Origin of the sequence: Pseudomonas sp. GM_Psu_1, from assembly GCF_026544185.1 — a bacterium.
Taxonomy (GTDB): Bacteria; Pseudomonadota; Gammaproteobacteria; order Pseudomonadales; family Pseudomonadaceae; genus Chryseomonas; species Chryseomonas oryzihabitans.
Window position 1 is genome coordinate 20,415 of the sequence record NZ_JALNUX010000016.1, and the last position, 26,316, is coordinate 46,730.

Below are 26,316 nucleotides of genomic sequence, written 5' to 3' on the forward strand. Positions count from 1 at the left end.
CTCCATATGTGGAACCGACGAACGGTCGCACCTTGGTGGATTAGGTCTTCGCAAAGCGAACCCGTCGTCCCCTACCAGACCACAACGACCGACGAAAGGTCATTCAGGGCGGACTCTAGAAGACATGGTGGATTGGGAACTGGCAAGCCGCAAGAACGATCATCTGGACATCGTGCTGGATCCCCACAAGGCCCGCAGCGCCGTCACCACGGGCTTCGACGCCTACCGCTTCACGCACTGCGCCCTGCCCGAGCTGAACCTCGACGAGATCGACCTCGGCACCCGCCTGTTCGAGCGTCCCCTGGCCGCGCCGCTGCTGATCAGCTCCATGACCGGCGGCCCAGAGCGGGCCGCGCTGATCAATCGCCATCTCGCCGAAGCGGCCCAGACCCTGGGCATCGCCCTGGCAGTCGGGTCCCAACGCATCGCCCTGCAGCAGGGTGGCGACCAGGGCCTCACCGGCGAATTGCGCCGTCTGGCGCCGGACGTGCCGCTGCTGGCCAACTTCGGCGCGGCGCAGCTGGTGGCGGGCTATGGCCTCGACGAAGCCCGCCGCGCGGTGGAGATGATCGAGGCGGACGCCCTGATCGTGCATCTCAACCCCCTGCAGGAAGCCGTGCAGGCCGGTGGCGATCGCCGCTGGCACGGCATTCTTCTCGCTCTGGAAAATCTGGTTACACAACTGGCCGTGCCGGTCGTCGTCAAGGAAGTCGGCGCCGGGTTGTCGGGCCGAGTCGCCAAGCAATTGGTGGAAGCTGGCGTGGCGGTACTCGATGTCGCCGGCGCCGGAGGCACCAGCTGGGCGGCGGTGGAAGCCGAACGGGCCCGTGACGACCAGCAGCGCGCCGTTGCCCGCGCCTTTGCCGACTGGGGCATCCCCACCGCCGAGAGCTTGCGCCAGGTGCGCGCTGCATGCCCCCAGGCGACGGTGATCGCCTCCGGTGGCATCCGCGATGGCATCGACGTGGCCAAGGCCATTCGCCTCGGCGCGGACCTGGCCGGTCAGGCTGCCGCGGCCCTGCCCGGCGCCACCGAATCCACCGAGGCGGTGATCGCGCATTTCCAGGTGGTGATCGAACAGCTGCGCATCGCCTGCTTCTGCACTGGCTCGGCCAATCTGGCCGGCCTGCGCCAGGCCGAGCTGCTAGACGCCGCGCCGCTGCGGTGCCCATAGTGGCCGACACCCGACCGGACGCCGCCATGCATGTCGCCCTGATCTCGCCGCCGCTGCCGAGCCACCTGTCCACCCATCTGGTGCTGGGTGAGGCGCTGGTCGCGCTCGGCCACCGGGTCACCCTGCTGCACCAGGTGGAGGTGGGCGATCGGGCGCTGCCGGCGGGTGTCGGCTTCCAGGCGATAGGCGCGACCAGTCATCCGCGCGGCAGCCTGGCGCCGCTGCTGGCCCGTACCGCCAGCAGCAAGCCCTGGTCGGTATTCGGCGTGATCGCCGACATGGCGCGCAATACCGAACTGTTCTGCCGCGAAGGCCCGGCCGCCCTGCGTGACCTCGAGGTCGACTGCCTGATCGCCGACCAGATGGAACCGGCCGGTGGCCTGCTCGGCGACCACCTGGGCCTGCCCTATGCGTCCCTGGCCTGCGCCGTGCCGATGAATCGCGAGCCCCATCTGCCCCTGCCCACCCTGCCCTTCGCCTACCCCGCCAGCGAGCGGGAAAGGCAGATCGTCCAGGGCGCCACCCAGGTGTTCGACCTGATGATGCGCGGCCAGGGCAAGGTCATCCAGCGCCAGGCCCAGGCCTTCGGCCTTGGCGACCGCCGGACCCTCGACGACTGCTTTTCGCCCTATCTGCAGCTGAGCCAGTGCCTGCCGGGCTTCGACTTTCCGCGGAAGGCCCCGCCGCCGCATTTCCACGAGGTCGGGCCGCTGCGCTCGCCGGCGGTGAGCGAGCAACGGCTGGCGCTGGAGATCGATCCGCGCCGGCCCTTCGTCTTCGCCTCCTTCGGCACCCTGCAGGGTGGCCGTCTGCCCCTGTTCCGCCGCATCGCCCAGGCCTGTCGCCACCTGGGCGTCCAGGTGCTGATCGCCCACTGCGGGCGCCTGGATGCCAGCGGCGAACGCCGCCTGCTCGACGACGGCGCCACCTGGGTCACCGACTTCGCGCCCCAGGAAGCGGCCATTGCCCGCGCCGATGCGGTCATCACCCACGGCGGCTTCAATACCGTGCTGGACGCCCTGGCGGCCGGCAAGCCCATGCTCGCCCTGCCCATGGTGTTCGACCAGCCGGGCATCGCCCGGCGCCTGGAGCGGGTCGGCGCCGGCATCTGCCTGGCACCGCGGCTGGCCAGCAAGGCCCGCCTGACCCAGGCCCTGGGCGCCGTGCTGGCCGACCCCAGCTATCGCCAGGCGGCCGAACGCTTCGTGCCCATCGCCAGAGCGGCAGGCGGCGTCGCCACGGCCGCTCGCCTGGTGGATGACCTGGCCCGCCGAGGACTCGAACGTGCGTCCTGACCTGCTGATCGTCGGCGGCGGCCTGGCCGGCGGCCTGCTCGCCCTGCGCCTGACCGAAACGCGTCCGGAGCTGGACTGGCGCCTGGTGGAAGCCGGTCCGCGCCTGGGCGGCAACCACACCTGGTCCTTCCACGAGCCGGACCTCACCGCGCCGCAGCATGCCTGGATCGATCCGCTGGTCGCCCATCGCTGGCCGGGCTACGAGGTGCGCTTCCCCCAGCGCCAGCGGCAGCTCGGCAGCGGCTACGCCAGCATCAGCGCCGAACGCTTCCATGAAGTCCTGAGCGCGCGCCTGCCCGCCGAGCGCCTGCTGCTGGGACGCCAGGTGCTTCGCCTGCAGGACGATGGCGTGGTCTTCGCCGATGGCTACACCCTGGCCGCCGGCGCGGTGATCGATGCCCGCGGACCGCGGCCCGATCCGGCGCTCTGGCTCGGCTATCAGAAATTTCTCGGTCAGGAGGTACGCCTCGCGCGGCCCCATGGCCTGGCCGAACCCATCGTGATGGATGCCACCGTCGATCAGCTGGACGGCTATCGCTTCGTCTACAGCCTGCCACTGGCCCCCGACCGGCTGCTGATCGAAGACACCTACTATGCCGATGGCGAGAGCCTGCCGGTCGAGCGCCTGCGCCAGCACCTGGCCGACTATGCCGGGCAGCAGGGCTGGGAGATCGCCGAGGTGCTGCGCGAGGAACAGGGCGTGCTGCCCATTACCCTGGGCGGCGATCTGGACCGCTACTGGGACAACGTCACCGCCGGCGCCCCCATTGGCCTGGCCGCCGGGCTGTTCCATCCCACCACCGGCTATTCGCTGCCCGAAGCGGTGCGCCTGGCGGAGCACCTGGCTGCCCAGCCCTTCACCTCCAGCGCCGTGCTGCGCGACGGCCTGCGCCAGTACGCCCAGGGCCGCTGGCAGGGCCAGGGCTTCTTCCGCCTGCTCAATCGCATGCTATTTCTCGCCGGCCGCCCCGAGCACCGGGTGCGCGTCATGGAAAGGTTCTACGGCCTCGGAGAACCGCTGATCCAGCGCTTCTACGCCGGCCGCCTCACCGCCTTCGATCGGCTGCGCATCCTTTCCGGCAAACCGCCGGTGCCGCTGAAACCGGCCCTGGATGCCGCGCTGGCTCGTCCTCCTCAGTTCAAGGAAGCACCATGACCCAAGGTAACGCGCCCAAGCGGGCCATTGTCATCGGCGCCGGCTTTGGCGGTATCGCCCTGGCGATCCGTCTGCAGTCGGCCGGCATCGCCACCACCCTCATCGAGGGCCGCGACAAGCCTGGCGGCCGTGCCTACGTCTACGAGGACGCGGGCTTCACCTTCGACGCCGGTCCGACCGTCATCACCGATCCCTCGGCCCTGGAAGAACTGTTCACCCTCAGTGGTCGGCAGATGCGCGACTATGTGGAGCTGCTGCCGGTCAGCCCCTTCTACCAGCTGTGCTGGGAAGACGGCACCCGCTTCGACTACGTCAACGACCAGGCCCGGCTGGACGAGCAGATCCGCGCCCTGGAACCGGACGACGTCGCCGGCTACCAGCGCTTCCTGGCCTATTCCCAGGCGGTATTCGAAGAAGGCTACATCCGCCTCGGCGCCAAGCCCTTCCTCAAGGTCGGCGACATGCTCGCCGCCGGTCCCAAGCTGGCCCAGCTCAGCGCCTGGCGCAGCGTCTACACCCAGGTGTCGCGCTTCGTGAAGAGCGAGAAGCTGCGCCAGACGCTGTCTTTCCATACCCTGCTGGTGGGCGGCAACCCCTTCGCCACCTCCTCGATCTATGCGCTGATCCATGCGCTGGAACGCAAGTGGGGCGTCTGGTTCGCCAAGGGCGGTACCCACCAGCTGGTGCTCGGCCTGCTGAAGCTCTTTACCGACCTTGGCGGCGAGGTGCGGCTGAACGCGCCGGTGGAACGCATCCTCACCGAAGGCAATCGCGCCACCGGCGTTTGCCTGGCCGACGGCAGCCAGCTCGCGGCCGATCTGGTGGCCTCCAACGCCGACGTGGTGCACACCTATCGCAAGCTGCTTGGCCACCACACCCATGGCGTGGTCGAGGGCAATCGCCTCAAGCGCAAGAGACACAGCATGTCGCTGTTCGTCATCCATTTCGGCCTGAGCCAGCCGCCGGTGGGTCTCGAACACCACATGGTCTGCTTCGGCCAGCGCTATCGTGGCCTGATCGACGAACTGTTCAAGGGCCCGGGCGTGCCGGACGACTTCTCGCTCTACCTGCACTCGCCCTGCGTCACTGATCCGTCACTGGCACCGCCCGGCCACAGTTCCCACTACGTGCTGGCGCCGGTGCCGCACCTGGGCAATGCCGACGTCGACTGGAGCGTGGAAGGCCCGCTCCTGAGAGACAAGATCTTCGCCTACCTGGAAGAGCGCTACATGCCCGGCCTGAGGGCCAACCTGGTCACCTCGCGCATCTTCACCCCGGCCGATTTCCGCCAGGAGCTCAATGCCCATGTCGGCTCGGCCTTCTCCCTGGAGCCCATCCTCACCCAGAGCGCCTGGTTCCGGCCGCACAATCGCGATAGTGTCATTCCCAACCTCTACCTGGTCGGCGCGGGCACCCATCCCGGGGCCGGCGTTCCGGGCGTGGTCGGCTCGGCCAAGGCCACCGCCAGCGTCATCCTCGAGGAGCACGGTTAGCCATGCCAGCCACCCCTGACGTCGTCGACCACGCCGAGCAGAGCATTGCCGTCGGTTCCAAGAGCTTTGCCGCGGCCGCCAAGCTGTTCGCCCCCGAAACCCGCGAGAGCGCCGTGCTGCTCTATGCCTGGTGTCGCCACTGCGACGACGTCATCGATGGCCAGGAACTGGGCCATGGCCAGGTCGACGGCGATCGCCGCGCCGGGGGGGAACGCCTGGCCGAGCTGGAACGGCTGACCCGCGCCGCCTACGGCGACGAGCCGCTGCAGGACCCTGCCTTCGCCGCCTTCCAGCGCGTGGTCAGGCGCCACGGCATTCCCCTTGCGCTGCCGCTGGATCACCTGGCCGGCTTTCGCATGGACGTCGAGGAGCGCGTCTATGTGGAACTGGAAGACACCCTGGAGTACTGCTATCACGTCGCCGGGGTGGTCGGGGTGATGATGGCGCGCATCATGGGCGCCGAAGACGAGGAAACCCTGGATCGTGCCTGCGACCTGGGCATGGCCTTCCAGCTCACCAACATCGCCCGCGACATCGTCGAGGACGCCCGTATCGGCCGCGTCTATCTGCCGCGGCTATGGCTCGACGAACTCGGGGTGCCGGCGGACGAACTGGCCGCGCCGCGCCATCGCGAAGCCGTCGCCCAGTTGGCCGAGCGTCTGGTGCGCCTGGCCGAGCCCTACTACGACTCGGCACGCCAGGGCCTGGCTGCCCTGCCCCTGCGTTCGGCCTGGGCCATCGCCACCGCCCGCGGCGTCTATCGCGAGATCGGCGTGCAGGTGCTGCACCTGGGCGCCCAGGCCTGGGATCAGCGGGTCAGCACCAGCACCGCCGACAAGCTGCGCCTGGTCTGTCGCGGCGCCGCCCGCGCCATGTTGTCCCGCCACCAGCGCGACGAGCCACGCGCGGGCGAGCTCTGGACCCGGCCGCGGCGCTGACGCCAGCGATCGCGCTTCGGTCACATTTGTGCGCATCTTGGGGCTGCCCACCCGCAAACTTTTATGCGATAAACGGGTCGGATTAAAGCGACCCCTGGTGGGCCGCGGATGGATGGATGCCTGAGCCAGAGCGCTGCATCCGGTAGTCAGCCTACGAGTATGGGATTTGCACATGCACAAGACGGAAACGGCTGTTTCACACGATCGCTTCGCTGCCTCCTCGTCACTACTTGCCCTTGGCCTTTCCGCTAACGCGCAGTCCGGTTACAAGCCCGAATTCTTCAACGCCACCCAGTGGCGTACCCTGGTCGCCCTCTGCGCTCACCTGCAGGCCGACAGCGAGCAGGCCGATGCCCGGCTGCCCGAATTCATCGATCGCCACATGCTGACCCCCTACGCCCACGGCGACCGCTCCAATATCGTCGATCCCTTCGACGAGCAGGCGCAGGTCCAGCAGGGCGCCAACCTGCGCGATCTGCTGCGTGACGGTCTGGCCGTGGTGGACAGCTATTGCACCGAGCGTCTGGGTGCCGGTTTCGCCGAATTGGCAGCCGGTGAACAGGCCCAGGTGGTCACCGCCGCCGAAGCGGGTACCCTGAATCCGCCCGCCAAGGAATTCATCGATCTGCTGCGCAACGAAAGCGAACGCAGTCAGTACGCCCACTCTCTGTTCGCCGCCTACGACGACACCCCTGCCGTCGCCTGACCCCGCTTAGCGCCTCCTCGGAGGCGCTCCCCTCTCCCGCCTAATCCGCACCTTCCTGCACCTGACCCCGCGCCTTGCGCTCGCGCGAAGAATCCAGGGCGCCGCCGTGTATCTCGCGCAGCTGCTGCTTGAGTTGCTGGGTGGTGGGCGCCAGCAGGAAACCGAAGGACACGCAGCCGTCCTTGCCGTCCACCGCATGATGCATGCGATGCGCCTGATAGAGCCGCTTCAGATAGCCGCTGCGCGGGATGTAGCGGAACGGCCAGCGCTGATGCACCAGGCCGTCGTGGGCGATGAAGTACAGCAGGCCATAGAGGGTCATGCCGGCGCCGATCCACTGCAGGCGCCAGTAGCCGGCGTTGCCCAAGGCGATCAGCAGGATCGCGAGGCCAGCGAAGACCACCGCATAGAGATCGTTCTTCTCGAACCAGCCGGTACGCGGGCGGTGGTGGGATTCATGCCAGCCCCAACCCCAGCCATGCATGATGTACTTGTGCGACCACCAGGCGAAGGCTTCCATGCCGGCCACGGTGGCCAGCACGATTCCCGCATTGATCAGTAGCTCCAACGTTACCTCCGCAGGCGCCTGCTCAGGACGTCGCCGCCGGCTCGGCCAGGGTGCCGGCGGTCTCGCCCAGCAGGGGCGAATCCACCGGTAGACAGACCTGCAGGATACCCGGACGCACCTCGAATCTCACCCGGTCTCGCTTGACCGGTTCGCCATCGAGGTTCATGTCCAGGCCTTCGGCGGCTTCCAGCTCCACCCAGGGCAGTCGCGCGCGGATGAACATCTCCTCGGTGCTGAAGCCCTTGCTGAGGAATTCGCCCAGGGTGCCGAGCACGTCCTGGGACGCCGGCAGAATACCCACGTCGAGCAGACCATCGTTGACCACGGCGGTGGGACAGAGCACATGACCACCGCCGGCCTGGCGACCGTTGCCGATGCCTAGGGCGAGGAATTCGCCTTCCCATTCGAAACCGGGACCGCGGAAGCGGCCATGGGCCGAATGCACCTCGGCGAAGCGGGTCAGGCCGGTGAGGAAGTAGGCCGCGCCGCCCAGCAGGCGCTTGAGTTCACCCGGGGTGTTGGCGGTGACCTGGGAGCCGAAGCCGCCGGTGGCCATGTTGAGGAACAGCTGACCCTCCGCCTCGACCAGGTCGATGGCGCTGGTCGGACCGTCCAGCAGGGCCAGGGCCGCGGCAGGCTCCACCGGCACACCCGCCGCGCGGGCGAAATCGTTGGCGGTCCCCAGGGGCAGCAGGCCGAGACGGGCCTGACTGTGGTTCTGCGCCATGGCCTCGGCCACCGCCCGCAGGGTGCCGTCGCCGCCGGCCGCGACCAGGGTACCGTAGCCTTCGCGGGTCGCCTGCTCGACGAAGCGCGCGGCATCGTCTTCTTCCCAGGTCACCCGCACATCGATGCGATGACCGGCGGCACGCCGTTCGAGAATGGCCTCCCGAACGTCCTCGTTACCGGTTTCCTTGCCATTGAGAATGACCAGGGCTGCGTCAGCCAGGGTGCCTGTCGTCGTCATGTCTGTCGTCCAAGGTTGGCGCTGCGCGGCGAGATGCCGCGTCAGGTACCGGGCAGCGCCCGGCGAGCGAATCTGGAGACTAGGACTGTGGCCCAACGGCCACGTTCAGTCCTGACCGCCGGTTGGCTAGGCCTTGAGCAATTCCGCGAGCGGAATGAAGCGCACCGGGTCACCCACGGCGAAGGTGCGGTCCTCGCGGATCTCCACCAGGCCATGGGCCCAGGCCGCCGTCTGCAGCACATTGGAGCCCTGGTTACGGTGGGGTACCGCCCGGCCATTCTCCAGGCGCGCCCGCTGGTATTCGCGGCGGGCACCGGCACGCGGCCAGTCGAAACCGGCCGGCACCTCGACGCTCAGCGGGGCCACGTCGATCTTGCCGGCCCGCCGCAACAGATAGGGCCGCGCCAGCAGACCGAAGGTCACCAGGGTCGAGGCGGGATTGCCCGGCAGGCCGATCAGCGGGATCCCGCGGAAGCGCCCACAGGTCAGCGGCTTGCCCGGCTTGAGCGCCAGCTTCCACAGGGTCAGCTCGCCCTCCTCGCGCAGGGCCTGCCCCAGGTAGTCGGCTTCGCCCACCGAGACACCGCCGGTGGAAAGGATCAGATCGGCCTGCAGCGCGCCCAGCCGCCGGCGCGTCTCGGCGAGATCGTCGGGCAGGATGCCCTGGTCCGACACCTCGCAACCCAGCCGCCGTAACCAGCTGATCAGCAGAGCACGATTGCTATTGTAGATCTGCCCCGGTCCGAGCGGCTGGCCGGGCGCCACCAGTTCATCGCCGGTGGACAGCACCGCGACCCTGAGGCGCCGAAAGACATTCAGCTGGGCACGGCCGAGGGAGGCAGCGACGCCCAGCTCCGCAGGACCCAGGGCGGTGCCGGCCGACAGGACCTCGTCACCCACCTTGACCTCGTTGCCGCGGCGCCGGATGTTGCGGCCCAGCCGCAGTTGCTCGACGAAGCGCACCCGGCCATCGTCCAGCACCTCGGTGTTTTCCTGCATTTCCACGCAGTCGGCACCCGCCGGCACTGGCGCGCCGGTAAAGATGCGGGCGCAGGTTCCCGGCTCCAGCGGGGCCGGTGCCTGGCCGGCGAAGATGCGCTGGGAGACCCGCAGCGGCTCGCCCTGCCAGTCGTCCAGGCGCAGGGCGTAGCCGTCCATGGCGCTGTTGTCCCAGGGCGGCAGATCCAGGTCGGCTACCAGGGGCGCGGCCAGGATGCGCCCGTCGGCCTTTTCCAGGGCGACCTGCTCCAGGGGCAAGGGACCGTCTTCGGCCGCCAGGGCCAACAGTCGCGCCAGGGCCTCTTCCAGCGACAGCAGGCTCATCCGCGTGGCCCGCAGGGTTCGGCCTGCTTGAGATGCGGCACGAAATTGCAGGGGCGATGACGGTTGTCCAGCTGCTCGGCGAGGATGCCGTCCCAGGCGGTGCGGCAGGCATTGGTCGAACCCGGCAGGCAGCAGACCAGGGTGCCGTTGGCCAGGCCGGCCAGGGCGCGGGACTGCACGGTGGAGGTGCCGATGTCGGCCACGGAGATCTGGCGGAACAGTTCACCAAAGCCATCTACCTGCTTGTCCAGCAGGCAGGCCACGGCTTCCGGGGTGCTGTCGCGACCGGTGAAGCCGGTGCCGCCGGTGATCAGCACCACCTGCACCTGGTCTTCGGCGATCCAGTGGGCGACCTGGGCGCGGATCCGGTAGAGGTCATCCTTGAGCAGCACGCGGTCGGCGAGGAAATGGCCGGCGGCCTCCAGGCGGTCGACGAACAGCTGACCCGAGGTGTCGGTCTCGAAGGTGCGGGTATCGCTGACCGTCAGGACGGCGATGTTCAGCGGTACGAAAACCGCCTCGGCTTTGTGGCTCATCTGCTTGGGTTTCCGAAGTGTGCGAAAGAAAGGGTGCAGCGGAAGACCGCCGGACGGGCCGCGGGTTTCCCGAAAGGGGGGGAGCGCCGGACTGGCAGCGGCCAGGAGATAGCCGCGCCGACTGTCGGCCAGGATCGCGAGGAAGGTCCGAAAAGGCTGCATCGCCACAGCCTAGAGGAAAAGCCGGCGCCCCTTCAACCGAGAGGACACCTGGCCACGCCTAGCGCTGGCGTTGTTCGCCTTCGGCATGGGTCTCCCATTTGATGGGACGCGGATCGGCGATGTCGTTGGCATCCTGGCTGAAGCGCCCGTACTGGGGCGCGATGTTCGGGTCCTCCTCCCAGGTCGCCTGCTGGGTGAAGGTGCCGGCCTTGCGATCGAATTTGAGGAAATGCCGGGCCGTCTTGCCACCCCAGTCCGCGGACGGCAGGGAGATGAAATCCACCTGGTACTGGTCGTCGGTCAGCTTGCCGTGCACCACGTAGACGCCGTAGTGCTCCTCACCGGGCGAGATGATCTTGTAGACGCCGTTGCTGTAGTAATAGAGGGTGGCGTCGGGATAGGGCTTCTTCTCGTAGAGCTTTTCGTAGAACAGCTTCTGGCGGATGGTCGGCTGGCCAAAGGTGACCTTGACCGAGGGAGGTTCACCGCCGCCCGCGCCAAAGGCGGGCAAGGCGGCCAGGGCCAACGCAGGGAGCAACATCGTCTTCATCGTTTCCAAACTCCTTCTGGGCAGGGACTCCCCGCCACCGCACGGCAGGGATCAAAGGTGTCTAGCACGCCCCTTTGCACGGGACGCGCCCGAGTCTAGCCCAGCCGTTGCGCCCGGACAAACCCTGCTCCAGCCGACCGCCAGCGGCGAAACCGGGCTAGGATGAAAGCCCGCCCCCCACGTCCGAAAGCCGAGGTCCGCTGTATGTCCCTTCTGCCCGCTTCCATCCTGATCCTCGCCGGCGGTCGCGGCCAGCGCATGGGCGGACGCGACAAGGGACTGGTGGAATGGCGCGGCCAGCCCCTGGTGGCCCAGGTGCAGGCCGCGGTAAGGCCACTGACCGATGACCTGGTGATCTCCTGCAACCGCAATGCGCCGCGCTATGCCCAGTGGGCCGACCAGCTGGTGGCCGATGAACAACCGGACTATCCCGGCCCCCTGGCCGGCATCCTCGCCGGCCTCGCCGTGGCGCGGCATGACTGGGTGCTGCTGCTGCCCTGCGATGCGCCGCGTATCGATGCCGCCCTCGCCCTGCAACTGCTCGCGGCGGCTCAGGCGAGCGTGGGGCCAGTAATGGCGCGCCAGGGTGGCTACTGGCAACCGCTGTTCAGCGCCCTGCCCCGGCGCCTGTTGCCGGCCTTGCGCCAGGCCTGGGCGGATGGCGAGCGCAGTCCGCGTGGCGCCCTGCTGCCCCTTGGCCTGACCGCCGTGGACTTCGCCGAAGACGATATTCGCCTGGCCAACTTCAACGACCCCGCGGCGCTGGAAAGCGCGGTCTGAACGCGGCGATCCACCCGGCCAGACGGCGTGACCCACCGGTTCCCGGACGAACTCGGCCCTGCACCCGCGGTCCTAAGCCCGCTTGGTTGCCAAGAAAGGAGACCGTCACATGAACAAGCACCTGCTTCCCGCCGCCCTGCTGGTCGTCGCCAGCGCCCTGCTCGCCGGCTGCTCCACGCCCAGCGTCATCACCCTCAACGATGGCCGCGAGATCCAGGCCACCGACACGCCGAAGTACGATGACGACTCGGGCTTCTATACCTTCAAGCAGCTCGACGGCAAGCCGACCCGCATCAACAAGGACCAGGTTCGCACCATCAAGGAGCTCTGATTCCTGCCCGGCGCGATTTTTTTACCTAACCCCTTGTGCTTGCATGAGTTTTAGGTAGAATGCGCGCCATCCATCACGGAGCGTAGCGCAGTTTGGTAGCGCGTCTCGTTCGGGACGAGAAGGTCGCTGGTTCGAATCCAGTCGCTCCGACCAATCCGATCCGCAAGGATCACCCCAAGGCCCGCCTAGTGCGGGCTTTGTCGTGTCTGGGGTTTGGCTATCTGCTTTGGCTGGGCAGGTTCGTTCTCACTAGAGACACGAGCTGCTCAAGAAACACCCAGAGCCTGTCCTGGCAAACAGGTAGGCCGAGCAGCCCTACCGTCGAGTCGGCCACAGCGGATCCATTCGAGCGGATCTTGCACAGGCCTGACCTCACCCCTTTCAAGCGTGCGCCGCGTTCTCAGCCGACTCCTCTTCCTTGGCTGCAAGCCCAACCGTCCAGTGCCCACCACTCTCCTGGATCAGGTGCAACAGATCGTAGGTTCGGATCATGTCGAGCAGACCGGAATGACCGTAAGCGTTTGGTGAGAAGGCAGGATCGGTACGCTTGAGGTACTGCCCAAGGGCACTCAGGGTGACCTTGCCTTCGCTGGTTCCACCTGCAAGCAGAGATACGGCGTCCACCACAAATCTTGGTCGCCGTTTGACGACTGGCTTTGTAGGTTCGGGCTTAGGGATTTCCTGCTTTGAGTTCGTTTCAGTTTTGGCCGCCGGCTTGTCGGCATGCTCTGCAGCGGGTTCCTTAAAGTGCTCCTCGCGGCGCCACTCGAAGAACTGGTCGCTGGCATTGCGTAGTGCGTCGGGCGTCTTGGGTTCACCGACTATGCAGACGGTAGCGCCGCGCTCTCTAAGCTTGCGGCACAGGTAGGCAAAATCGGAGTCGCTGGTCACCAGGCAGAACGTATCCGCACGGTGATCGAAGAGCGCCTCCATTGCGTCGAGAGCCAAGGCGATATCGGAGGTATTTTTGCCAGCGGCATATTGGTACTGCAGGCATGGCGTAAAGGCCAATCGGACCAGGGCCTCCTGCCACTTGTTGGCCAAGGTGCCGTGATTGCCATACCCCCTTCTCACAACCACACGTCCAAACTGGGCCACAACGCGCAACGCGTGTTCCAGAATCTCGGGCGATACGTTGTCGCAATCTACAAGTACCGCTACACGCGTTTCTCCAGCCGGAGTGAAAGCTCCCATCCCTGCTCCTATCGAGTGATCCAGTTCCTTGGAAGGCTTTATTCAAACCCGCCCCATAGGCCGACGATGCGCGGGGTGGCACGAGCAAGTCAATACAACGCAACTTGATCATCAGCGCCAACCATATCTAAACGGCCAACCCAAGCGGCAGCATTGCCACAGCTGGCCTCTCGCCAGTCACTATGAGCCCATGCCTCTACACGCAGTACAGTTGATCGCGACGGAGAGCTGGCAGGCATGCCCGAAGTGCATCACCCCGCTCCTCCTGGCCGGTGAAAGGCCTCAGGCGATCGCCCTAGCCGCGCCGACAATGTGCGTACCTGCCCTTCCATGCACGATCAGCCCATCGCCAGTGCTCGTCTCGACCGCTGACATTCCAAGCGGGGAAACGGATGTCCTAGAGGTGAGTTGTTTGCGCATCGAATGCCCAGCGCCTAACTCTTCCAGTCTCTTTCACAACTTCGACTGCCGCCCTTGCTAACCGAAGAGCGGCACGGAGCAGCCGAAGCGCGGGTTTCAGGTTCAACGATGACGGCTAGTGCCTTACCCCCGCAGCATGCAGGCGCCGACGTCTCCTGTATGGAAGCGGCTTGCCTCTCTGGCGCTGGCTCTCCCTGCCCTTCTGCACCAAGACGCCACGCGCCGTAGGCCTCACGACTGACCTGCCAAGCCGAATGCAGGAACAGCGCGGCGATGGCGAGACCGACCAGGACGTCTGGCCAGAGGCTGCCAGTGACAGCCACCAGGACGGCGGCCAGCACCACACTGGTGTTGGCGACCAGATCGTTCCGTGAGCAGATCCAAGTGGACCTCATGTTGAGATCGTCCGCGCGATGGCTGTACAGCAGATAGAAGCAGTAGCTGTTCGCCAGGAGCGCAACGAGTCCGATAGTCCCCATCCAGTCGGCCTGGGGCACCTCCTGCAGGATCACCTTGCGCACGGCATCCGCGACTACCACCAAGCCGAACAGCAACATGAAACCGCCTTTCACCAGGGCGGCACTGGCGCGGGCTCTATCGCTGCGATGCAGCACGAAGAGCGTCAGGGCATAGACCGAGGCATCGCCGAACATGTCCAGGGAATCCCCAAGCAGCGCCGTCGAGTCGGCAAGCCAACCGGCAGTGAACTCCACTCCAAACATGACGGCATTGATCGCCAGCACCATGTAGAGGACGCGGCTCTGGCGACTCCGCAGCTGAGCCAGCTCACCGGCCTTGTTTTCGCAGCAACTGTCCACGGCAACCTCTCTGCAACTCTCAGGATTTAGCCTAGGCTGAGGGTTATAGTCGCTATAAGGTCAATGCTATGAACGCCTCTGCCTACACCATCGGTCAGCTAGCGAAGGCCACGGATATCAAGATCGTCACCATCCGCTACTACGAAAAAGAAGGCTTGCTCCCGACCTCAATGCGCTCAGCATCTGGCTACCGGCTGTACGGCCCGGCCGAACGGGATCGGCTGCTCTTCGTCAGACGTGCCCGCACCCTGGGCTTCAGCCTTGAAGAAGTCCGTGAGCTACTCGGCCTGGCAGATCGGCAGCAGGCGCCTTGCGATGCCGTGGATAGTCTGGTTGCAGAACACCTGCAACAGGTGCGGCAGCGGCTTGCAGATCTACAAGCCTTAGAGAGCGAATTGCAGCGTCTGCTGGCGTGCTGCCACGGCGGGACAATATCGGAATGCAGGATCATCGAATCCTTAGCTGGCGCGTAGACAGCGGAGGGGTTGGCGGTGCTCTGACAGCGGCCGGCATGCGCTGCGTTCCCAGGTAAACGCCACCGGCCACCACAGCCTCATCATCTGGCGCGCGCTGTTGTCCCCCCGCCACACCTGCGGGCTAAATGTGTCGGTTTTTCTGCATACCTGCAGGACCTGCAAAGGCGCGGCAGTCCTGGAGGCCGATACAGAATCACCTACGTATTTTTACCTGCAGATCCCTGCACCACCCGCACCTTGCATTTGGCGCTCGGAGTGCTATACGAGAACTGGGACACATTCCGAGGGAACTATGGAAAAAGGCAGATTCAGGTGTAACCGCTATAGATGCAGGCCAGTACAGCCTATACAGGCATCGCGCCTATCATGCTAAGCAATATTGCGCGAACGTTTATCGCCGCTACAGCACTATCTCCAATACTGCTTACGTGGGCTTTAATTGCTGTTGATCGCGAAGACAAGGGGGACTATGAGGGTCCGCTCTTAGCGTTAGCACTAGCACTATCTATCATACTAATTTGTATGGTTATCCTTCGACTAGCCGAGAAGAAGTTAACTAAAATAACGTTTTCGTGCGAAGAAGTTAAATCGATAGATAACGAATCTATCGCTTACGTTGTAACGTATTTGCTTCCGCTAGTTTCACCACCCGAAAACCTCAGCATAACAGTGCAGCTACTCGTCTTTTCAATTCTAATAGCACTTTTATCGTTATCTCACGCGTTTTCGTTTAACCCAATTTTAAGCGCTCTAAACTACCACTTTTATGAAATAAAGGAGAAGTCCGGCACAAGCTACATGCTTATCTCAAAACAAAATATAACCGACAAAAAATCAATTAAGACAGTAGGGAGATTATCAAACTTCCTTCTAATTGACCTATCGTAAAGGAGTGGATGGGATGGATTTTTTCGCAATCAGTAGCAGCCAAGACACCTATAGAATGGATATAGATCAGGCGCTACAACAAGAACTCGAGAACATCTTTCTTGATCAAGCCAAGGCAATCAACGGAACACATCTTACATCCATCCCATTTATGCGGGAAAATTTTCACCCAGACGAAACAGAAGTACTTGAATTAACCCCATTCACCCTACCGCCTCATATAAGCACCCCACTACAAAATATAGTTGGCTGTGCAACACTAAACAGAAGCCCAGATATACTAGCATCGATTAGCTGTATATTTGCGTATGACCAAACCGACGATCTTGCCATCTTCCAAGTCATACCTAAATCGCAAAGACTGAACACAGCACTAGTTAATATAATATTATCAAGGAATACATTTACTAAACTGGAAGACCCGGGCATCGTAATTGGCAACTCATGCCACGCCGTGTATCAAAAAGGATCGATTAAATTCAAAAAACTTTGGTGGTTAAAACAAATTATAGACATTACACCGCACTACCGTACTGCCACGGATGCTGACATCGTAAAACTTTGTCAGCATCCTGAAGTACATGTGGCGAACCCAGCAGCACTAAACCAAAATACCGGCCAGTGGGCACGCACAAGAATAGCCTACATTCTAGACTCCAAGATTCTTGACAACTTCACCACTCCACAACTGGTGGCCCTTGCAACAACGCACAACATAAACCTACAAGTCCACACATCTGCCCAAGGCAACAAACTTATAATCCCGGATGATAATAAAGAACTGCGTGAAGTTCTCAAATTCCTAGAAGAGGAGTACTACATAGGACCTATAACAGGCGAAAACTACGAAACGAATAACAAGCGCAAAAGAACTTAGAAACAGTCCACGACAAGGAACTAACATGCAGTACATAGCATCGCTTAAAGTCGGCCAAAATGATGTCAAGGCACTTCATAATCTTGACGCCGCAAGGAAGAGAGATTTCTGCCCATTGTTAACTTTCATAGGAAACCAGAGACACCTTACGAATTTCCTGACTACATGGGGCGCCTTTCCATACATGATGGACGTATCGAGGGCTATTAGTGATGTAAGCTCAGGTGTGATACATGACGAGGACCTTCACAACCCAACAGGCAACTTCAGTAACAAAAGGGCTTGGCTTGAAACGGTCAAAGAGCAAAATGATAATTTGGTGCCCGTTGTATCTTGGAGCGAAAGTGACGGGACTAGGGAAACTGTACAGCTGGCAATAGCGCTCGAGCGTGATTATGAGACAGTAGCCATTAGAGCAAAGTGTCCACGCGAGGTGATCGGACCGCAGCTGCGTAGAGTTGAAAGCATATTGGACGCTGTTAGCGATCCGTCAAAATTTATCGTAGTACTTGACTTCGTAGATCAAGAACCCTCTACAAGCACCGGCAGCAATCTTGAACGCACATTAGACATGCTGTACCAATATTCTATTGGATCAGTATGTTTGCTCAGCTCGTCATTCCCGACCCAAAAGCCTCCGTCGGGCTCCACTGCGACTGCAATTTGCCGAGAAATCATTTGGCAGCTAGAGGCGAAGGATCTAAGCCATTCATTGGACTTGATTTACGGCGATTACGCCGGATTCAGCCCTACCGCGGCTACCGAGTATATTGCCGGGATGGCCGTAATCCCCTTCGCTAGCTATTACACACCAAACGAATGGTGGCTAAAGCGGCTTGGACGGGACAAAGAATTTGAGAACTATGTTGCATTAGCTCGCGAAATTCTCGACCTACCCGGCTACCATGGTGACGGCTTTTGCTGGGCCACTAGCGAATATTCTAGAATCGCAAGAACAGGCGAGCAGTACGGCAATAACGGAGTTTGGAACGGATTCAGAGCTAATCAGCACATCTGCGCGACATTGCTGTATTTAAACTACGTTGCCGAAGATGATGAACTGTCAATAGACGACCTTATCTGACCACCATATCGCGCCTTGAGTGCATTTAGGACGTTAACCATAATTTCATCCCAACTGAGCGCCTTCGATACCAGAAGGCGTACCTCTCTTATCCGCATCGCCGACTTCACCGGCAAGCCAAACTCTTTGCATACGCCATCGAGCTCTTCGCGCCATAAGAATCCAGTGAGATTATATTTATCACCAGCAAGATTTTTTCTGGCTGACCTCAGCTGGACTAAATCTCCGTAGTCATCTGAAACAAGAAGCCCTACTTTTCTGTCAGTAATAAGCAGTGCTTTCTCTACATGCCGAGAATGACAGCACAACCAAACCTCATCAAAGCAACTTAAATAAGCCTCCTGTTGAGACTCCCAGCGATACAGGCTATCTGCAGCTGACTTTATCTCGAAGGCACAGAGCTTTCCATTTGCATGGACTACGTCTGCCCGTCTTGTTTTCTCAATAAAACAGAGCTCATCAATAAATACGTCATTGGCCCCATGACCGAGGCGCTTTGTAATCCACAACTTCAGTGACACGCTTATTTCGACAGGGCTTTGCATAGATATGTTGACTTCATATGAAATTCTTTATAACACCACCAGGGTTATGTGGTGAGTAAGAAGGCCGCACTCGCAATGAAAGCCTCCCACTCCAAGGCTCACGCCACTGACCTAACTGAAGAGCCCGATTGTTAACCTCAGGAGTGTATACGGAGACACGTAATCGCTCACTGGCAATCTGACAACCTGCAGATTGACGCACACGCAGGCGTTGACGATCCCGGGCCGAGCCACTGCTTAAAAAGGGTCAAAGGTTAATGGACGCCTAGCTTGGGCTCCAGCCATGGATCTGACGACCTTAAAGCCGCAATGTATGCCAGCGTGTATGCCAGGAGTCACGACCCTGAAGGAAATCCAGCAATAAAGCGCTCTGCGGAGGTTTGTGTTGACGTAGTCGCTCGACCAATTTGATCCGCAAGGATCACCCCAAGGCCCGCCTAGTGCGGGCTTTGTCGTTTCTGGGGTTTGGCTTTGGCGCCCCCAAGGAGCGTCGCCCTCCCCCCTCTATCGCCTATCGCCGACTCAACGCCAGCTTGGCGGCGAACAGCAGAAAGACCACGCCCGTCACCCGATCCAGCCAGCGAATCACCGCGGCCTTGCGCAGGGTCTCGCCCAGGGTGCGGGTGGCGCCGATCAGGGTCAGGGACCAGACCAGGCCCAGTGCCACATGGATGGCGACCAGGCCGAAGGTCCAGGCGATCAGGGGTTGGCCCTGGGGAATGAACTGGGGCAGGAAGGACACATAGAAGATGCCGACCTTGGGATTGAGCACGTTGCCCAGCATCCCCTTGAGGAACCAGTTGGAGCCTGAGCCGCCCGCGCCTGCCGTGGGGGCAATGGCATTACGGGGGCGCAGCAGCAGGTTGAGGCCGAGCCAGCAGAGGTAGGCCGCGCCGCAATACTTGAGCAGCGTATAGGCCAGTTCCGAGACCGCCAGCAGCGCGCCCAGGCCGAAGGCCACGGCGGCGCCCCAGAGCAGGCAGCCGGCGTTGATCCCCAGGGCCGCGCGCCAGGCCTGGGCGCGGCCCTCTACCGCGGCGGTGCGCAGGATCAGCGCGGTATCGAGACCCGGAGTAAGGGTGAGCAGGGACGCGGCCAGCGTAAAGGCCAGCAGGTTGTCGGCGAGGGACATGGCGGGGCTCGTTTCGGCGGGAGAGGCTCGAAACGGTAGCACGGGGTCAGGACGACGATCAGCCTGTCCTCGTACCGCGATGGCCGCCCGCAGGCGGCCATGGCAAGGCTCAACCGGCGGCGCGGAAGGCGGGTTCCTGGTCGGCGATGTAGCGGGCGGCGGCGCGGCGGGCTTCCAGTTCGAAGGCCTGGGGATTGCGATCGACGATGCGCTCCAGGGTGCCGCGGGGAATGCCGTCGGCTTCGAAGTCGGTGCGGCACTGCAGGGCGCCGGCGTGGCAGACGTTACGCTCGACCGCTTCGATCAGACCACCTGCACGCAGGGTCTTGACGATGTTGTGGGGCAGACGGCGGCTGCGACGCAGAGCGGCGGTGGCCATGGCCAGGACGTCGAGGATCTCGTTTTCCACCGGGGTGAAGGGGCCGTTGCCGAGCTTGCCCTTCTGCATCAGGTAACGGCGCGAGAGCAGATTGCCCTGGCGTTCGAGGGCTTCTCGCGCGGCCAGGTCGAGGCGACCGCGGCTTTCCAGGCTGCGCTCCAGCGCAATGAGAAATTCCCAATCGGTGATCTGAGAAATCTGGGTGATGACTGCGTCCATGAAGCGCTCCTTGCTAGTCGGGAATAGATGGCACATTGATAGCGTTCAGCGCATTTGGTTCCCTGCAAAACCGGCATGCCGACGGACGTCATATCATTTGGCCAGTGCCGACCGGTCGAGGCCGACGAGCGTGTCTATTCAGGGGACGAAAGGAGCGATGACAAGAGCTGGGTAGGTAGGTCGCACCAACCGTCCTATCCCAGGAAACAGGACACTAGCGACGCGGCAGCAGGCTCTCGACCAACTGGCTGAGGTCGGCCACGCTCCAGGGTTTGGGCAGGAAGGCGGCGCGCCGCGGCAGGACGGCGAGATCCTGGTCGATGTAGCCGGAAATGATGATGAAGGGCACCGTGGGCCAGCTCACCGCCGCGAGCTGGGCGAAGGCCAGACCGTCCAGCATGCCCGGCACGTTGACGTCGGCGATGACCATCTTGGTATCGCTGCCGCGGGTGTCCATATGAGCCATCGCTTCATCGCTGGAGGCGACTGCCACGACGTTCAGCCCCTGTTCGGTGAGGATTTCGGTCAGCAGCTCGCGCTGCCCCGGATCGTCTTCCAGAACCAGAATTTGTCTTTGTATTTCAAGGCTTCTCGGCTTCATGGCAGCTCAGACAGCGAAGGCGGGAGAGGTTCTCCCCGAACCTACCTAACGGTCACCTGAGGCAGGTGAGCGGTAGGCTGGCCAATTGCCTTCAAACCCGCGCCACGCCTGGCTTTCAGCCCTTAAAAGAACCATGCCAGACGGCCTCGTGAGGGGCGCGGATGAAGTTTTTTCGCCGCTTGGCTGTCTGAGGGCTAAGACGCCCATTTTTCGCCTGCGCAAGGACCCCGCCTCCGTGAGCCGACAGCCCCCCTCCCGCAAGGCGCGGGTCGACAATTCCGCTACCAGCGATGTTTCGCACGAGGGCAAGAACATCTTCTTTGCCGCGGTGGAAACCACGCGGATGCCGATGCTGGTGACCGATCCCAAGCAGCCGGACAACCCGATCATCTTCGCCAACAACGCCTTCACCGACATGACCGGCTACCAGGTGGACGAGTTGCTGGGGCGCAACTGCCGCTTCCTGCAGGGACCGGAGACGGATCGTTCGGTGGTCGGCCAGATTCGCGAGGCGGTGGAGCAGGAGCGCGAGATCTCGGTGGAGATCATCAACTACCGCAAGGACGGCTCGACCTTCTGGAATGCGCTGTTCGTCTCGCCGGTGTACAACGACGCGGGCGAGCTGACCTACTACTTCGCGTCCCAGCTGGATGTCAGCCGGCGGCGCGACGCCGAGGACGCCCTGCGCCAGGCGCAGAAGATGGAGGCGCTAGGCCAGCTCACCGGCGGCATCGCCCACGACTTCAACAATCTGCTGCAGGTGATGATGGGCTATATCGACATCATCCAGCGCACTGCGGAAAAGCCCAGCTTCGACCAGGAACGCATCGTGCGCAGCGCCACCCACGCCAAGTCGGCGGCGGAGCGCGCCAGTACCCTCACCCAGCAGCTGCTGGCCTTTTCCCGCAAGCAGAAGCTCGAAGGCCGGGTACTCAACCTCAACAACCTGATCCGCACCTCCCATGAACTGGCGGAGCGGACCCTGGGCGACGTGGAAATCCGCACTCAGTTGGACCCCGAGCTGTGGAATTGCCGCATCGATCCCACCCAGGCCGAGGTGGCGCTGCTCAATATCCTGATCAACGCCCGCGACGCCCTGGCGGATTGCCCGCAGCCCAGCGTGGGCATCGAGACGCGCAACGTCGAGGTGCGCGAGCTGGCGAACATGTCCTACGACGGCCTCATGCCCGGGCGCTATGTCAGCCTGGCGATCACCGACAACGGCCACGGCATGCCGGCCAGCATCCGCGATCGGGTGATGGATCCCTTCTTCACCACCAAGGAAGAAGGCAAGGGCTCGGGGCTCGGCCTGTCGATGGTCTATGGCTTCGCCAAGCAATCCGGCGGCACGGTGCGCATCTATTCGGAAGAAGACGTCGGCACCACCCTGCGCCTGTACTTTCCGGTGGATGACAGCCATGTCACCCAGCAACAGGCGGAGCAGCGCTCGGAGCGCCGCAGCGGTACCGAGCGCATCCTGGTCGTGGAAGACCGTCCGGACGTTGCGGAACTGGCCAAGCTGGTGCTGGAAGACTACGGCTACACCGCGCGGATCGCCTTCAATGCCAGCGAAGCCCTACGCCTGCTGCGCGAAGACGAGCAGCCGTTCGACCTGGTGTTCACCGACCTGATCATGCCGGGCGGCATGAATGGGGTGATGCTGGCGCGCGAGGTGAAACGCCTGCACCCGGCGATGAAGATACTGCTCACCACCGGCTACGCCGAGAATTCGCTGGAGCGCACCGACATCGGCGGTTCGGAATTCGATGTGATCTCCAAGCCCTACATCCCCAACGACTTGGCGCGCAAGATTCGCCGGGTGCTGGACGGACCCAACGGGATCGCCTGAGGGTGCGAGCCCTCTCACCCGCGCCGGGGCCGGGCCGTGTCGATGGGTCGGAGTGGCCTTGGACCAGCGACACGATTAGACTGACGATTAACGGGGCGCGGATCGCGCCCTCCGTTTTTTCCGCTGCATGGTTCCAACGCAGCCCCATCGCTCCCTTCACCTCAGCGTAACGCACAGCGCCCCTGCTCCAGCAGCCGTCTGCGCCGCATGTTTTCCGTGCTCTTCGTTTCCGACGCCGCGAGGTTTGGCCATCCATGAATTCTTCTAGCGCGTCCATTATCGCGACAGGCAATGCCGGCCTGGATCAGGTCCTGCGCGGCGGTCTGCCCAAGGATCGGCTCTACCTGCTGGAGGGCACCCCAGGTTCGGGCAAGACGACCCTGGGCTTGCAGTTTCTCTTCGAAGGCGTCCGCCAGGGCGAGTCGGTGCTCTACATCACCCTGTCGGAGACCAGCGAAGAGCTGCGGTGCGTGGCCGAGTCCCACGGCTGGAGCCTGGACGGCGTGCACCTGTTCGAACTGTCCGCCGCCGATGCCGTGCTCGGCGGTGCGCAGGAGCAGACCATCCTGCATCCCTGGGAGTCCGAACTGGGTGACACCATCGAGCTGATCCAGGCCCGCGTCGACGAACTCCAGCCGCGCCGCCTGGTGTTCGACAGCCTGTCGGAGATGCGCCTGCTGGCCCAGGATCCCTTGCGCTATCGCCGCCAGGTGCTTGCGCTCAAGCAATTCTTCGCCGGACGCGGCCTGACCGTGTTGCTGGTGGACGATCTGACCGCCAGTGGGGGCGAGCGCGACAATCATCTGCACAGCCTCTGCCACGGGGTGCTGACCCTGGAGCGCCTGACCCTGGACTTCGGCGCCGCCCGCCGGCGCCTGCAGATCCAGAAGTTGCGTGGCGTGGACTTCATCGCCGGCTATCACGACTTCGTCCTGCGCCGCGGCGGCCTGGAGATCTATCCGCGCATGACCGCCGCGGGGCACTACCAGGAATTCGTGGGCCAGCCCGTGCCCAGCAACATCGCGGACATGGATGCGCTGCTGCATGGTGGCCCCCTGCGCGGCACCAGCACCCTGATCACCGGCCCGGCCGGTACCGGCAAGACGACCCTGGCCCTGCAATATGTCACCGCGGCCTGCGCGCGCGGCGAAAGGTGCGCCGTCTATGAATTCGACGAGCGTATCGGCACCCTGCTCAAGCGCGCGGAAAGCATGGGTATGCCGCTCCATCGCTATATCGACGAGGGTCTGCTGGTGGTCCACCAGATCGATCCGGCCGAACTGTCTCCCGGCGAATTCGCCTGGCGCGTACGGCGGGATGTCGATGAGAACGACTGCCGACTGCTGGTCATGGACAGCCTCAACGGCTACCTCGCCGCCATGCCCCAGGAGCAACACCTGATCCTGCAGATGCACGAGTTGCTTTCCTACCTGAGTCAGTCCGGGGTGGTGACCTTTCTCATCAATCCCCAGCACGGTCTGGTCGGGACGATGACCTCCAGCCTCGACATCTCCTACATCGCCGATACCGTGGTGCTGATCCGTTTCTTCGAGGCCCAGGGCCGACTGCGCAAGGCCATTTCCATCCTCAAGCACCGCGGTGGCGGCCACGAGGACGCGATTCGGGAATTGCGCATCGATACCCGGGGCATCCGGGTGGGTCAGCCCCTGGTGGACTTCCGCGGCGTGCTGACCGGCACCCCGGAGTACTTCGGTGCCAAGCAACCCCTGATGGAAGAGCGCGATTGACCGAGACCAAGACGTCTTCCTGCGAGCTGATCATCTGTGCCCCGCTCCGGGGCGATGCCGCCAGCCTGCAGCGACTCTTCACCCAGGGCTATCACACGCGCTACCTGTCCACGCTCAACGAGGTTGCAGCCGCGCTGGGCGACGAGACGGGCATCATCGTGTTTACCGAGGAGGCTCTGCGCCAGGAGCTGAACGCTCTGGCGCAGGCCTTGGAGCGCCAGCCGACCTGGTCGGACATCCCGCTGGTGCTGCTGGCTTCCGACTCCAAACGCTCGGGCCGCGGCAACGATCTCCTGCGTCGTCAGCTGCCCGCGGCCGCCACCAATCTGGTCATCCTGGAGCGGCCCCTGAGTGGGGCCTCCCTGCTGAGCAGCGTGGCCGCCGCCTGGCGGTCGCGACTGCGCCAGTTCGAGATGCGCGACCGTCTCGCCGAACTCGCCCAGGAGCGCGAACGCCTGCAGACGCTGCTGGAGAACCTGCCGGTGGGGGTGTGCTTCATGGATGCCCAGGGCCGCACCCTGGTCAGCAATCCCTTCTATGAGCAGTACGTGCCGGGTCAGCGCATTCCGTCCCAGCAACCGCAGGAAGTGGCGCGCTGGACCGCGCTCGACAGCAATGGCCGGCTGCTGCCGCCCGAACGTTTCCCGGGCGCTCGGGCGCTGGGTGGCGAGCGGGTCAAGGGGCAGGACTTCTATCACACCAGTGCCACCGGCGAGGAATCCTGGCTGCGGGTGAGCGCGGTGCCGCTTCACGACGCCGGCCAGCAGATCATCGGTGCGACTACGGTGATCGCCGATATCAGCGAGGAGAAACGCGCGGAACTGGCCTTGCGCCGCTTCAACGAAGAACTGGAAGTCCAGGTCGAGGAGCGCACCCGTACCCTGGCGCTTACCCTTAGCGAATTGCAGCGGGAAACCGCCGAACGCAGTCGCGCCGAAGAGCAGCTGCGTCAGTCACTGAAGATGGAAGCGGTCGGCCAGCTCACCGGCGGCATCGCCCATGACTTCAACAACATGCTCACCGGGGTGCTGGGCGCCCTGGACCTGATGAAGATCAAGAACAAGGGGCAACTTGCCGGCCTGGAGCGCTACATGGAGGCGGCGCAGCACTCGGCGCATCGGGCGGCGGCGCTCACCCAGCGGTTGCTGGCCTTCTCGCGCCGGCAATCGCTGGAATCGCGCCCGATGTCGGCCAACGACCTGATCCTGGCGCTGCAGGATCTGCTGCAGGGCACCGTGAGCGAGCAGATCTCGGTGACGCTGGAACTGGACCCGACGGCGCCCTGGATCCTGGCCGACGCCAACCAGCTGGAGAATGCCCTCCTCAACCTGGTGATCAATGCCCGCGATGCCATGCCGGATGGCGGCGTCGTCACCCTGGCGACCTATCCGGTGACGGTCACCGAGCCGGCGGCCGAAGACGAGGCGCTGCCTCCAGGAGACTATGTCTGCATCGAGGTGCGGGACACCGGAACCGGCATTCCGGAGCGGTTGCTGGACAAGGTGCTCGAGCCCTTCTTCACCACCAAGCCCCAGGGCCAGGGCACCGGTCTGGGGCTGTCGATGGTCTATGGCTTCGCCCGGCAGAGCAATGGCCGCCTGACCCTCGCCAGTGACGCCAGCGGAACCCGGGTGTGCGTCTATCTGCCCACGGCGGAACAGCGCCGCGAGCCGCAGCGCGCCGAGCCGGCGGAGCTCGTCCAGGGTGCCGGCCAGACCATCCTCCTGGTGGAAGACGACGATGCGGTACGGCTGGTCAATCAGGAGGCGCTGCAAGCCCTGGGCTATCGGGTCTGGAGCGCGGCCGAGGGCAAGGCCGCGCTGCGTCTGCTGGATCAGATCCCGCAGCTGGACCTGCTGGTGACCGACGTCGGCCTGCCGGGCCTGAACGGCCGCCAGTTGGCGGAGGTCATCCAGCAGCTCAGGCCGCGGCTGCCGGTGCTGTTCCTCACCGGCTACGCCGAGGGCGCCCTCAGTAGGACTTCCTTCCTGGGTGGTAACATGGAGCTGATGACCAAGCCCTTCACCCTGGACCAGTTGGCCGCGCAGGTCGCCGCCATGCTGTCCGGGTCCGCCAATCGGGCCGTGGCGCCCTCCTGAGGTCGCCG

General features: G+C 63.5%; 25 protein-coding genes and 1 tRNA gene. 15 read left to right on the forward strand and 11 right to left on the reverse strand.

What is annotated here, in order from left to right; all coding sequences use genetic code 11:
- Positions 1-124: 124 nt before the first annotated feature.
- The 6 genes from fni (at position 125) to OXS31_RS20850 (ending at position 6,762) form a co-directional block, all read left to right on the forward strand.
- Entirely contained in the window at positions 125-1,174 is a 1,050-nt protein-coding gene (gene fni / locus OXS31_RS20825; RefSeq protein ID WP_077173218.1) for a type 2 isopentenyl-diphosphate Delta-isomerase, read from the forward strand.
- Positions 1,174-2,469: a glycosyltransferase gene (locus OXS31_RS20830; RefSeq protein WP_267401737.1), complete on the forward strand. Its 1,296-nt coding sequence runs from the start codon at positions 1,174-1,176 to the stop codon at positions 2,467-2,469. Before fni ends, OXS31_RS20830 begins: the two co-directional genes overlap by 1 nt.
- Positions 2,432-3,625 carry a lycopene beta-cyclase CrtY gene (crtY, locus tag OXS31_RS20835; RefSeq protein ID WP_143008534.1) on the forward strand — a complete coding sequence of 398 codons (1,194 nt, stop codon included), beginning with the start codon at positions 2,432-2,434 and terminating at the stop codon, positions 3,623-3,625. Before OXS31_RS20830 ends, crtY begins: the two co-directional genes overlap by 38 nt.
- Positions 3,622-5,118 carry a phytoene desaturase gene (locus tag OXS31_RS20840; RefSeq protein WP_007162874.1) on the forward strand — a complete coding sequence of 499 codons (1,497 nt, stop codon included), beginning with the start codon at positions 3,622-3,624 and terminating at the stop codon, positions 5,116-5,118. The genes crtY and OXS31_RS20840 overlap by 4 nt, the downstream gene beginning before the upstream one ends.
- A 2-nt stretch (positions 5,119-5,120) precedes the next feature.
- Positions 5,121-6,056 (forward strand): phytoene/squalene synthase family protein, encoded by a 936-nt coding sequence (locus tag OXS31_RS20845; protein ID WP_267401747.1) that lies wholly within the window; start codon positions 5,121-5,123, stop codon positions 6,054-6,056.
- 172 nt (positions 6,057-6,228) lie between these two features.
- Positions 6,229-6,762, forward strand: coding sequence for a gluconate 2-dehydrogenase subunit 3 family protein (locus OXS31_RS20850; RefSeq protein WP_007162872.1), 534 nt, complete (start codon positions 6,229-6,231; stop codon positions 6,760-6,762).
- A gap of 40 nt (positions 6,763-6,802) precedes the next feature.
- Here OXS31_RS20850 and OXS31_RS20855 read toward each other — a convergent pair whose 3' ends face one another.
- The 5 genes from OXS31_RS20855 to OXS31_RS20875 form a co-directional block, all read right to left on the reverse strand.
- The gene (locus OXS31_RS20855) at positions 6,803-7,330 is read right to left on the reverse strand and encodes a sterol desaturase family protein (protein WP_082066319.1); all 528 of its coding nucleotides are present in this window, start codon (positions 7,328-7,330) and stop codon (positions 6,803-6,805) included.
- A 22-nt stretch (positions 7,331-7,352) separates the two neighbouring features.
- On the reverse strand, positions 7,353-8,297 hold the full coding sequence (gene yegS / locus OXS31_RS20860) for a lipid kinase YegS (protein ID WP_007162870.1): 945 nt from the start codon (positions 8,295-8,297) through the stop codon (positions 7,353-7,355).
- Positions 8,298-8,423: 126 nt separating this feature from the next.
- Positions 8,424-9,620 carry a gephyrin-like molybdotransferase Glp gene (gene glp, locus OXS31_RS20865; RefSeq protein WP_042135518.1) on the reverse strand — a complete coding sequence of 399 codons (1,197 nt, stop codon included), beginning with the start codon at positions 9,618-9,620 and terminating at the stop codon, positions 8,424-8,426.
- Positions 9,617-10,156, reverse strand: coding sequence for a molybdenum cofactor biosynthesis protein B (gene moaB / locus OXS31_RS20870; protein WP_007162868.1), 540 nt, complete (start codon positions 10,154-10,156; stop codon positions 9,617-9,619). Before moaB ends, glp begins: the two co-directional genes overlap by 4 nt.
- A gap of 220 nt (positions 10,157-10,376) precedes the next feature.
- Positions 10,377-10,868 carry a hypothetical protein gene (locus OXS31_RS20875; RefSeq protein ID WP_027597574.1) on the reverse strand — a complete coding sequence of 164 codons (492 nt, stop codon included), beginning with the start codon at positions 10,866-10,868 and terminating at the stop codon, positions 10,377-10,379.
- 204 nt (positions 10,869-11,072) lie between these two features.
- On the opposite strand from OXS31_RS20875, the gene mobA reads away from it, so the two are divergent.
- From mobA to OXS31_RS20890, 3 genes are all read left to right on the forward strand, one after another.
- Complete coding sequence (mobA, locus tag OXS31_RS20880; RefSeq protein ID WP_267401765.1) at positions 11,073-11,648, forward strand: molybdenum cofactor guanylyltransferase MobA; 576 nt, start codon at positions 11,073-11,075, stop codon at positions 11,646-11,648.
- A 109-nt stretch (positions 11,649-11,757) separates the two neighbouring features.
- Positions 11,758-11,979 (forward strand): YgdI/YgdR family lipoprotein, encoded by a 222-nt coding sequence (locus OXS31_RS20885; protein WP_059314378.1) that lies wholly within the window; start codon positions 11,758-11,760, stop codon positions 11,977-11,979.
- 76 nt (positions 11,980-12,055) lie between these two features.
- A tRNA-Pro gene (locus OXS31_RS20890) sits at positions 12,056-12,132 on the forward strand.
- 228 nt (positions 12,133-12,360) lie between these two features.
- On the opposite strand, the gene OXS31_RS20895 is transcribed toward OXS31_RS20890, so the two are convergent.
- A complete protein-coding gene (locus OXS31_RS20895; RefSeq protein WP_267401771.1) occupies positions 12,361-13,173 on the reverse strand; it encodes an NYN domain-containing protein in 813 nt (270 codons plus the stop codon).
- Between the two features lie 434 nt (positions 13,174-13,607).
- On the reverse strand, positions 13,608-14,411 hold the full coding sequence (locus OXS31_RS20900) for a cation transporter (RefSeq protein WP_267401773.1): 804 nt from the start codon (positions 14,409-14,411) through the stop codon (positions 13,608-13,610).
- Positions 14,412-14,479: 68 nt separating this feature from the next.
- Here OXS31_RS20900 and OXS31_RS20905 point away from each other — a divergent pair, with 68 nt between their 5' ends.
- The 3 genes from OXS31_RS20905 (at position 14,480) to OXS31_RS20915 (ending at position 17,736) form a co-directional block, all read left to right on the forward strand.
- Positions 14,480-14,884 (forward strand): helix-turn-helix domain-containing protein, encoded by a 405-nt coding sequence (locus OXS31_RS20905; protein WP_267401775.1) that lies wholly within the window; start codon positions 14,480-14,482, stop codon positions 14,882-14,884.
- A 904-nt stretch (positions 14,885-15,788) separates the two neighbouring features.
- On the forward strand, positions 15,789-16,652 hold the full coding sequence (locus OXS31_RS20910; RefSeq protein ID WP_267401777.1) for a hypothetical protein: 864 nt from the start codon (positions 15,789-15,791) through the stop codon (positions 16,650-16,652).
- 25 nt (positions 16,653-16,677) lie between these two features.
- The gene (locus tag OXS31_RS20915) at positions 16,678-17,736 is read left to right on the forward strand and encodes a hypothetical protein (RefSeq protein WP_267401779.1); all 1,059 of its coding nucleotides are present in this window, start codon (positions 16,678-16,680) and stop codon (positions 17,734-17,736) included.
- Here the strand turns inward: OXS31_RS20915 and OXS31_RS20920 are convergent.
- The 4 genes from OXS31_RS20920 to OXS31_RS20935 all read right to left on the reverse strand — a co-directional run bounded on the left by OXS31_RS20920 (position 17,691) and on the right by OXS31_RS20935 (position 20,612).
- A complete protein-coding gene (locus OXS31_RS20920; RefSeq protein ID WP_267401781.1) occupies positions 17,691-18,257 on the reverse strand; it encodes a sce7726 family protein in 567 nt (188 codons plus the stop codon). The genes OXS31_RS20915 and OXS31_RS20920 overlap by 46 nt on opposite strands.
- A 535-nt stretch (positions 18,258-18,792) precedes the next feature.
- A complete protein-coding gene (locus OXS31_RS20925) occupies positions 18,793-19,413 on the reverse strand; it encodes a LysE family translocator (RefSeq protein ID WP_267401783.1) in 621 nt (206 codons plus the stop codon).
- 109 nt (positions 19,414-19,522) lie between these two features.
- Positions 19,523-20,011: a hypothetical protein gene (locus tag OXS31_RS20930; protein WP_027597570.1), complete on the reverse strand. Its 489-nt coding sequence runs from the start codon at positions 20,009-20,011 to the stop codon at positions 19,523-19,525.
- A gap of 214 nt (positions 20,012-20,225) precedes the next feature.
- Positions 20,226-20,612 carry a response regulator gene (locus tag OXS31_RS20935; RefSeq protein ID WP_052504098.1) on the reverse strand — a complete coding sequence of 129 codons (387 nt, stop codon included), beginning with the start codon at positions 20,610-20,612 and terminating at the stop codon, positions 20,226-20,228.
- Positions 20,613-20,847: 235 nt separating this feature from the next.
- On the opposite strand from OXS31_RS20935, the gene OXS31_RS20940 reads away from it, so the two are divergent.
- The 3 genes from OXS31_RS20940 to OXS31_RS20950 all read left to right on the forward strand — a co-directional run bounded on the left by OXS31_RS20940 (position 20,848) and on the right by OXS31_RS20950 (position 26,308).
- Positions 20,848-22,461, forward strand: a complete 1,614-nt coding sequence (locus OXS31_RS20940; RefSeq protein ID WP_181084630.1) for a histidine kinase famiy protein — start codon at positions 20,848-20,850, stop codon at positions 22,459-22,461.
- Between the two features lie 254 nt (positions 22,462-22,715).
- Complete coding sequence (locus OXS31_RS20945; RefSeq protein WP_027597569.1) at positions 22,716-24,209, forward strand: ATPase domain-containing protein; 1,494 nt, start codon at positions 22,716-22,718, stop codon at positions 24,207-24,209.
- The gene (locus OXS31_RS20950; RefSeq protein ID WP_044341382.1) at positions 24,206-26,308 is read left to right on the forward strand and encodes an ATP-binding protein; all 2,103 of its coding nucleotides are present in this window, start codon (positions 24,206-24,208) and stop codon (positions 26,306-26,308) included. The genes OXS31_RS20945 and OXS31_RS20950 overlap by 4 nt, the downstream gene beginning before the upstream one ends.
- The last annotated feature ends 8 nt before the right edge of the window (positions 26,309-26,316 follow it).

Coding starts and splice junctions, on each gene's coding strand:
- OXS31_RS20875 (WP_027597574.1), bottom strand. CDS start 10,868: ATGAAGACGATGTTGCTCCCTGCGTTGGCCCTGGCCGCCTTGCCCGCC.
- OXS31_RS20905 (WP_267401775.1), top strand. CDS start 14,480: ATGAACGCCTCTGCCTACACCATCGGTCAGCTAGCGAAGGCCACGGAT.
- OXS31_RS20850 (WP_007162872.1), top strand. CDS start 6,229: ATGCACAAGACGGAAACGGCTGTTTCACACGATCGCTTCGCTGCCTCC.
- OXS31_RS20930 (WP_027597570.1), bottom strand. CDS start 20,011: ATGGACGCAGTCATCACCCAGATTTCTCAGATCACCGATTGGGAATTT.
- yegS (WP_007162870.1), bottom strand. CDS start 8,297: ATGACGACGACAGGCACCCTGGCTGACGCAGCCCTGGTCATTCTCAAT.
- OXS31_RS20925 (WP_267401783.1), bottom strand. CDS start 19,413: ATGTCCCTCGCCGACAACCTGCTGGCCTTTACGCTGGCCGCGTCCCTG.
- OXS31_RS20840 (WP_007162874.1), top strand. CDS start 3,622: ATGACCCAAGGTAACGCGCCCAAGCGGGCCATTGTCATCGGCGCCGGC.
- OXS31_RS20885 (WP_059314378.1), top strand. CDS start 11,758: ATGAACAAGCACCTGCTTCCCGCCGCCCTGCTGGTCGTCGCCAGCGCC.
- OXS31_RS20935 (WP_052504098.1), bottom strand. CDS start 20,612: ATGAAGCCGAGAAGCCTTGAAATACAAAGACAAATTCTGGTTCTGGAA.
- mobA (WP_267401765.1), top strand. CDS start 11,073: ATGTCCCTTCTGCCCGCTTCCATCCTGATCCTCGCCGGCGGTCGCGGC.
- OXS31_RS20915 (WP_267401779.1), top strand. CDS start 16,678: ATGCAGTACATAGCATCGCTTAAAGTCGGCCAAAATGATGTCAAGGCA.
- glp (WP_042135518.1), bottom strand. CDS start 9,620: ATGAGCCTGCTGTCGCTGGAAGAGGCCCTGGCGCGACTGTTGGCCCTG.
- OXS31_RS20895 (WP_267401771.1), bottom strand. CDS start 13,173: ATGGGAGCTTTCACTCCGGCTGGAGAAACGCGTGTAGCGGTACTTGTA.
- fni (WP_077173218.1), top strand. CDS start 125: ATGGTGGATTGGGAACTGGCAAGCCGCAAGAACGATCATCTGGACATC.
- crtY (WP_143008534.1), top strand. CDS start 2,432: ATGACCTGGCCCGCCGAGGACTCGAACGTGCGTCCTGACCTGCTGATC.
- OXS31_RS20845 (WP_267401747.1), top strand. CDS start 5,121: ATGCCAGCCACCCCTGACGTCGTCGACCACGCCGAGCAGAGCATTGCC.
- OXS31_RS20945 (WP_027597569.1), top strand. CDS start 22,716: ATGAATTCTTCTAGCGCGTCCATTATCGCGACAGGCAATGCCGGCCTG.
- OXS31_RS20910 (WP_267401777.1), top strand. CDS start 15,789: ATGGATTTTTTCGCAATCAGTAGCAGCCAAGACACCTATAGAATGGAT.
- moaB (WP_007162868.1), bottom strand. CDS start 10,156: ATGAGCCACAAAGCCGAGGCGGTTTTCGTACCGCTGAACATCGCCGTC.